The 7,094-nt window shown below is 74.3% G+C and carries 5 protein-coding genes; 4 read left to right on the plus strand and 1 reads right to left on the minus strand.

Annotation, left to right across the window (positions count from 1 at the left end; all coding sequences use genetic code 11):
* Nucleotides 1-37: 37 nt before the first annotated feature.
* Nucleotides 38-2,185, minus strand: a complete 2,148-nt coding sequence (locus ACL02T_RS26275) for a malate synthase G (protein WP_412833444.1) — start codon at nucleotides 2,183-2,185, stop codon at nucleotides 38-40.
* An 87-nt stretch (nucleotides 2,186-2,272) separates the two neighbouring features.
* On the opposite strand from ACL02T_RS26275, the gene ACL02T_RS26280 reads away from it, so the two are divergent.
* From ACL02T_RS26280 to ACL02T_RS26295, 4 genes are all read left to right on the plus strand, one after another.
* Complete coding sequence (locus tag ACL02T_RS26280) at nucleotides 2,273-3,055, plus strand: IclR family transcriptional regulator (protein WP_412833445.1); 783 nt, start codon at nucleotides 2,273-2,275, stop codon at nucleotides 3,053-3,055.
* A gap of 96 nt (nucleotides 3,056-3,151) precedes the next feature.
* Nucleotides 3,152-4,615 (plus strand): FAD-linked oxidase C-terminal domain-containing protein, encoded by a 1,464-nt coding sequence (locus ACL02T_RS26285; RefSeq protein ID WP_412833446.1) that lies wholly within the window; start codon nucleotides 3,152-3,154, stop codon nucleotides 4,613-4,615.
* Nucleotides 4,612-5,748 carry an FAD-binding oxidoreductase gene (locus ACL02T_RS26290; RefSeq protein WP_412833447.1) on the plus strand — a complete coding sequence of 379 codons (1,137 nt, stop codon included), beginning with the start codon at nucleotides 4,612-4,614 and terminating at the stop codon, nucleotides 5,746-5,748. Before ACL02T_RS26285 ends, ACL02T_RS26290 begins: the two co-directional genes overlap by 4 nt.
* The coding region (locus ACL02T_RS26295) for a (Fe-S)-binding protein (RefSeq protein ID WP_412833448.1) at nucleotides 5,745-7,094 on the plus strand (1,350 nt) is incomplete at its 3' end. The genes ACL02T_RS26290 and ACL02T_RS26295, both read left to right, overlap by 4 nt.

Genomic DNA, 7,094 nt, shown 5'->3' on the forward strand with positions numbered 1-7,094 from the left:
TCGGCGCCGGGCTGCGTTCCCCGGGGAGACGCAGGCCTCATGCCCGCTGCTTGGCCTTCTGCCGCCAGGTGGTGAGCACCCGCTCGGTGTAGCCGTTGGGCTCGGTGCGCCCGGTGAACACGAGCTCGAGGGCGGCCTGGAAGCTCTCGCTGCCCTCGAGGTCCTTGGCCATCGGCGGGTAGCCGGGCTCGTTCGCGTTCTGTTCGTCGACCAGGGCGGCCATGCGGGCGAAGGTGTCCCGGACCGTCTTCTCCTCGACGACCCCGTGGTGCAGCCAGTTCGCGAGGAGCTGGCTGGAGATGCGCAGGGTCGCCCGGTCCTCCATCAGCCCGACGCCCTCGAGGTCCGGCACCGTGGAGCAGCCGATGCCCAGCCCGACCCAGCGGACGACGTAGCCGAGGATCGACTGGGCGTTCGTCTCCAGCTCGTGGGTCTTCTGCTCCTCGGTGAGCTCCTCGGTGAGCATCGGCAGCACCAGCAGCTTCTCGCGGTCGGTCACGGCCCGCTTCGCGATGTCCTCCTGGACGGCGTGCACGTCCGTGCGCAGGTAGTGCAGCGCGTGCAGCGTCGCGGCGGTCGGCGAGGGCACCCAGGCGCAGTTGGCGCCCTGCTCCGGCTGCGCGCCCTTCTGCTCGAGCATCGCGGCCATGGCGGCGGGCTTGGCCCACATGCCCTTGCCGATCTGCGCGCGGTGCGCGAACCCGGAGGCGAGCGCCACGTCGACGTTGCGGTCCTCGTAGGCGCCCAGCCAGGTCGAGGACTTCATGTCGCCCTTGGGCACCACGGGCCCGGCCGCGAAGCAGGTGTGGATCTCGTCGCCGGTGCGGTCGAGGAAGCCGGTGTTGACGAAGATGACCCGGTCGGCGGCGGCCGCGATGCAGCTCGCGAGGTTGACGCTGGTGCGCTTCTCCTCGTCCATGATGCCGATCTTGAGCGTGCGCGCGGGCAGGCCGAGGGCCTCCTCGACGGCGGCGAACAGCTCGACGGTCAGCGCCACCTCGTCCGGCCCGTGCTGCTTGGGCTTGACGATGTACATGGAGCCGGCCCGCGAGTTGGCGAACCGGCCCTTCCCCTGCAGGTCGTACTGCGCGGCGGTGGCCGTGACCAGCGCGTCGAGCACGCCCTCGGCGATCTGCTCGCCCTCGGCGGTGCGCACGGCGTTCGTGGTCATGTGGTGCCCGACGTTGCGGACGAGCAGCAGCGAGCGCCCGTGCAGGGTCAGCGGCGCGCCGTCGGGTCCGGTGTACTCGCGGTCGCCGTGCACCCGCCGGGTGACGGTCTGCCCGCCCTTGTCGAACTCCGCCACCAGGTCGCCGGTCATCAGGCCGAGCCAGGTGCGGTACGCCAGCGCCTTGTCCTCGCCGTCGACCGTGGCGACCGAGTCCTCCAGGTCGACGATCGTGGTGACGGCGGACTCCAGCACGACGTCGGCGACGTCGGCGTGGTGCTGCCGGCCCACCCGGTGGGTCGGGTCGACGGTGAGCTCGACGTGCAGGCCGTTGCGCTGCAGCAGGACCGCGGCGCGGCCCTCGCCGTCCGGCGTGCGGAAGCCGGCGAACTGCGCGGCGTCGGCCAGCCCCGTCTCGCCGCCGTCGGTGAAGGCGACGAAGCCCTGCTCGGAGCCGGAGTAGGCGGTGACGTCCGCGTGCGAACCCCGGGCCAGCGGGAACAGCTCGTCGAGCAGCTCGTCCGCGGCCGCGATGACCTGGGCGCCGCGCTGCTCGTCGTACCCCTTGGCCAGCTCGTGGTCGAGCGGCAGCGCGTCCGTGCCGTAGAAGGCGTCGTACAGCGAGCCCCAGCGGGCGTTGGCCGCGTTCAGCGCGTACCGCGGCACGGTGGCGGGGACGACCAGCTGCGGGCCGGGGACCTCGGCGATCTCGGCGTCGACCGCCCCGACGGAGATCGCGGCCGGCTCGTCGTTCGGCAGGAGATGACCGAGCTCCGTGAGCAGGTTCACGTACGCCTCCGGGTCGCCGGGGCCGTGGGCCTCGTGCCACGCGTCGATCCGGGCCTGGATCTCGTCCCGGCGGGCGAGCAGCTCGGCGATCCGCGGGGCGAAGCGTCCCTGCAGGTCCGCCAGTGCGCCCCAGAACGCCTCGGGGGTCAGGTCCAGGCCCGACAGCAGCTCGCCCTCGACGAACCGCCGGAGCTCGGGGTCGACCTGAAGTCCTGCGGTGCCGGCCATGGCGGCGTCCTCTCTCCTCGACTCTGCTCCCGCGTTTTTCTACCAGACGGAGTGGCTTTTCCGCATTACGGAATGTATGGTGCCGTGGTGACCGACGGCACCGGCCTGTCCAGCGCCGACGTACCCCGTGCGGGCGGCGTCCAGTCGCTGACCCGCGCGTTCGGCCTGCTCGAGACGCTGGCGGAGGCCGGCGGGGAGGCGGGGCTCTCCGAGCTCGCCGAGCGGACCGGGCTCGCCCCGGCGACGATCCACCGGCTGGTGCGCACCCTCGTCGGCCTCGGCTACCTGCGACAGCTGCCGTCGCGGCGCTACACGCTGGGCCCCAAGCTCGTCGGCCTGGGCGAGACGGCGGCGCGCCAGTTCGGCCGCTGGGCCACGCCCGTCCTCGCCGACCTCGTCGCCGAGATCGGCGAGACGGCGAACCTCGCGGTGCTCGACGGCGACCGCGCCGTCTACGTCGCGCAGGTCCCGTCGCCGCACCGGATGCGGATGTTCACCGAGATCGGGCGGCGGGTGCCGGTGCACTGCACGGGGGTCGGCAAGGCGCTGCTGTCCGCGCTCCCGCCCGCCGAGGCGGACGCCGTCGTCGCCCGGACCGGGCTGCACCGCGTCACGCCGACCACGATCACCGACCCGGAGGTGCTCGCCCGGGAGCTGACGGTGGCCCGCGAGCGCGGCTACGTGCTCGACGAGGGCGAGCAGGAGACCGGCGTGCGTTGCGTCGCCGCACCGGTGACGGGACCGCACGGGTCGGCCGCCGTCTCCGTCTCCGGCCCGCTCTCCCGGATGGACGACACCACCGTCGCGCGGATCGCGCCATTGGTCGTCGCCGCCGGTCGCCGGCTGGGGTCCCTGCTTGCCACGGCCTGACCCTCCGGCAGGTCGCCCCGCACTCGGGGCGGCCGCACCGCTCCGCCGGACCTACGCTCTCGACGTTCCCACCACGAGCCGTGACAAGGAGGTCGGATGGCCCTCGATCCCGTGGCCCGCGCCGCGATCGTGGCGGCCCTGGGCCCCGACAGCGACGACTGCGTCATCGACGACCCCGTGCAGACCCGCGCCTACGAGTGCGACGGGCTGACCGGGTACCGGGTCCGTCCCGAGATCGTGCTCGTCCCGCGCGACGCCGAGGGGGTGGCGCGGGCGGTGAAGGCCTGCCACCGCAACACGGTCCCGTTCGTCGCCCGCGGTGCCGGCACCGGGCTCTCCGGCGGGGCGCTGCCGGTGGCCGACGGCGTGGTGATCTCGCTGGCCCGGCTCAAGCGCGTGCTGGAGGTCGACCCGGAGAACCGGCGCGCGGTCGTCGAGCCCGGGGTGACGAACCTGGAGATCACCGCCGCGGTCGCGGAGCACGGCCTCTACTACGCACCCGACCCCTCCTCGCAGCAGGTGTGCACGATCGGCGGCAACGTCGCGGAGAACTCCGGCGGGGCCCACTGCCTCAAGTACGGGTTCACCACCAACCACGTGCTGTCGACGGAGGTCGTGCTGCCGGACGGCGAGGTGGTCACCCTCGGCGGCGACACCGCCGAGCAGCAGGGCCCGGACCTGCGCGGGGTGTTCCTCGGCTCCGAGGGCACCCTCGGCATCGCCACGAAGATCACCGTGCGGTTGCTGCGCACGCCGGAGACGGTGCGCACGCTGCTGGCCGACTTCCCGTCGGTCGCCGAGGCGGGCGAGGTGGTGTCGGACATCGTCGCCGCGGGGATCGTCCCCGCGGCCGTCGAGATGATGGACACGCTGGCGATCGAGGCGGCCGAGGAGGCCGTGCACGCCGGGTACACGGTGGGGGTCCCGGCAGCGCTGGTCGTCGAGCTCGACGGCCCGATCGAGCAGTGCGACGCCGAGTTCGCCCAGGTCAAGGAGATCTGCGACGCCCACGGCTGCACCCGGCTGCACATCGCGGGCTCGCCGCAGGAGCGGGCGGCGATCTGGCGCGGGCGCAAGGCGGCCTTCGCCGCGGTCGGCCGGATCTCGCCGGACTACTTCGTGCAGGACGGCGTGGTCCCGCGGACCCGGCTCGCCGAGGTGCTGGGCCGCATCGCCGACATGGGCGACGAGGCCGGGCTGCGGGTGGCCAACGTCTTCCACGCCGGCGACGGCAACCTCCACCCGCTGGTCCTCTACAGCGCGGCGGCGGGCGAGACCGAGCGCGCCGAGGAGCTGTCCGGCGCGATCGCCGAGCTCTGTGTGGAGCTGGGCGGGTCGCTGTCCGGCGAGCACGGCATCGGGACGGACAAGGCGTGCTCGATGCCGACGATGTACGGCGAGGAGGACCTCGCGGTGATGCAGCGCCTGCGGGCGGCCTTCGACCCCGAGGGGATCTGCAACCCGGGCAAGGTCCTGCCCACGCCGCGGCTGTGCGGCGAGCGGCCCGGGAAGTACCGGCCGCACCCGCTGGAGGAGTCGGGGGTGATCGAGCGGCTATGAGCGAGCGGGAAGGCACCGTGCCGGCGGTGAGGCCGGCGTCGTTGAAGGAGGCCCGCGCCGCGGTCCTCGACACGGCCGGCCGGATCTCCGTCGCCGGGGCCGGCACGGCCGCGGACTGGGCGGGCCGGCTGGGGCCCGTCGACGCCGTGCTCGACACCACCGGGCTGAGCGGCGTGATCACGCACAACCCGGGCGACATGACGGTCTCGGTGCACGCCGGGACGCCGCTGCGGGCGCTGCAGGAGGAGCTGGCGGGGCACGGTCAGCACGTGGCGTTCGACGCCGCGCGGGTGGCCGACGGGGCAACGGTCGGCGGGCTGGTGGCCACCGCCGACGCCGGGCCCTCCGCGCTGGTGTACGGCACGCTGCGGGATCTCGTCATCGGCGCCACCACGCTGCTCGCCGACGGCGCGGTGGTCCGCTCGGGCGGGCACGTCATCAAGAACGTGGCCGGGTTCGACCTGGCCAAACTGCTCCACGGCTCCTACGGCACGCTGGGCGTGCTGGTCGAGGTCGTGCTGCGGCTGCACCCGACGCCGCGTGCGATCGGCACCGTCGTCGTGGACTGCGACCTGGCCGATGCCGCACGGCTGGCCCGCGAGGTGCTGGCCTCGCAGCTCGAGCCGACGGCCCTGGAGTGGCTGGGGCGGGGCCGGCTCCTGGTCCGCATCGACTCCACCGAGGAGGCCCTGCCGGCCCGGCTGGAGCGGCTCGCCCGACTGCTCGGCGACGGCGCCGCCGTCGCCGAGGCGGAGGTCTGGGCCGAGCACGCCGCGCTCACCCGGGGCGTGCCGGGCTCCGGAGGCAGGGACGGCACGGCCGTGCTGCGGATCGGCACCCTGCCCTCGCTGCTCCCGGGCGTCCTGGAGGCCCTGCCCACCTCGACCGTCACCGCCGGGCTGGGCACCGGGGTGGCGACGGTGTCGGTGCCGGCGGGGGCCGTCGCCGAGGCGCACGCCACCGTGCACGCCGCCGGCGGGACCAGCGTGCTGCGGTCCCGCCCCGCCGACTCCGACGCCCCCGCCTGGGGGCCGCCGCCCTCCGCCCTGGCCGTGCTCGAGGCCGTCAAACAGCGGTTCGACCCGGACGGCCGGTTCGGCCCGGGCCGCTTCGATCCGTGGGAGATCTCGTGACCACACCCGCCGGCTCCGCCGAGACCAACCTGCCGCAGACCGGCCCGAGCGCCTTCGACGCGCACCACCCGCCCTCGCGGGAGCTGCTCGACGACTGCGTGCACTGCGGCTTCTGCCTGCCCACCTGCCCCACCTACCAGCTGTGGGGCGAGGAGATGGACTCCCCGCGCGGGCGCATCTACCTCATGGACCTCGCCGAGAAGGGCGAGATCGGGCTGGCGGGGCCGCTGCACCAGCACATCGACGCGTGCCTGGGCTGCATGGCGTGCATGACGGCCTGCCCGTCCGGGGTGCAGTACGACAAGCTGCTCGAGTCGGTACGCCCGCAGCTGGAGCGGAACGTGCCGCGGGCCCCGTCCGACCGGCTCTTCCGCGAGGCGATCTTCGCGCTGTTCCCGTACAGGCGGCGGCTGCGCGCGGCCGCCCTGCCGGGGGCGCTGTACCAGAAGCTCGCCGCGGTGCCCGCGGTCCGGAGGCTCGCCGCGAAGCTCCCGGGCCGGCTGGCCGCTGGGCCGATGGCGCGGCTCGCCGCGCTGGAGTCGCTGCTCCCCCCGGTCACGGTGCGGGAGGCGTTCGGGACCCTGCCGGTGCACACCTCCGCCGTCGGGGAGCGGCGCGGTCGGGTGGCGCTGCTGTCCGGCTGCGTGCAGGACGTGTTCTTCCACCGGGTCAACGAGGCCACCGTGCGCGTGCTCTCGGCCGAGGGGCTCGACGTCCTGGTCCCGCGCGACCAGCAGTGCTGTGGGGCGCTCGAGCTGCACGCCGGGCGCGAGGACCCGGCGCTGGCCCGGGCGAAGCGCACCATCGAGCGCTTCGAGCGGCTCGACGTCGACCACGTCGTGACCAACGTGGCGGGCTGCGGGTCCTCGATGAAGGACTACGCCCACCTGCTCGCCGACGACCCGGAGTGGGCGGTGCGGGCGAAGGAGTTCAGCGCGCGGGTCCGGGACGTGCACGAGGTGCTCGCCGAGCTGGGGCCGCGCGCCCCGCGCTCGCCGGTGCCCGCCCGGGTCGCCTATCACGACGCCTGCCACCTCGGGCACGCCCAGGGCGTGCGCGAGCAGCCGCGGGAGGTGCTGCGGAGCATCCCCGAGCTGGAGCTGCTCGACATCCCGGAGGCGGCGCTGTGCTGCGGCTCCGCCGGCATCTACAACATGATCATGCCCGAGGCGGCGGACGAGCTGGGCAGGCGCAAGGCGGACAACGTCCGGTCGGTCGAGCCCGCGGTCGTCGTGACGGCGAACCCGGGGTGCCTGCTGCAGATCGGCAAGCACCTGAAGGACGGCACCGGCGAGCTGCCGCTGCTGCACCCGGTCCAGCTGCTCGACGCGAGCATCCGCAACGCG

This window comes from Pseudonocardia oceanicola (genome assembly GCF_047200735.1).
Classification (GTDB): Bacteria; Actinomycetota; Actinomycetes; order Mycobacteriales; family Pseudonocardiaceae; genus Pseudonocardia.

What these genes read in the sequence shown, in the direction of transcription:
- ACL02T_RS26285 (WP_412833446.1), top strand. Translation starts at nt 3,152, where the DNA reads ATGGCCCTCGATCCCGTGGCCCGCGCCGCGATCGTGGCGGCCCTGGGC.
- ACL02T_RS26290 (WP_412833447.1), top strand. Translation starts at nt 4,612, where the DNA reads ATGAGCGAGCGGGAAGGCACCGTGCCGGCGGTGAGGCCGGCGTCGTTG.
- ACL02T_RS26275 (WP_412833444.1), bottom strand. Translation starts at nt 2,185, where the DNA reads ATGGCCGGCACCGCAGGACTTCAGGTCGACCCCGAGCTCCGGCGGTTC.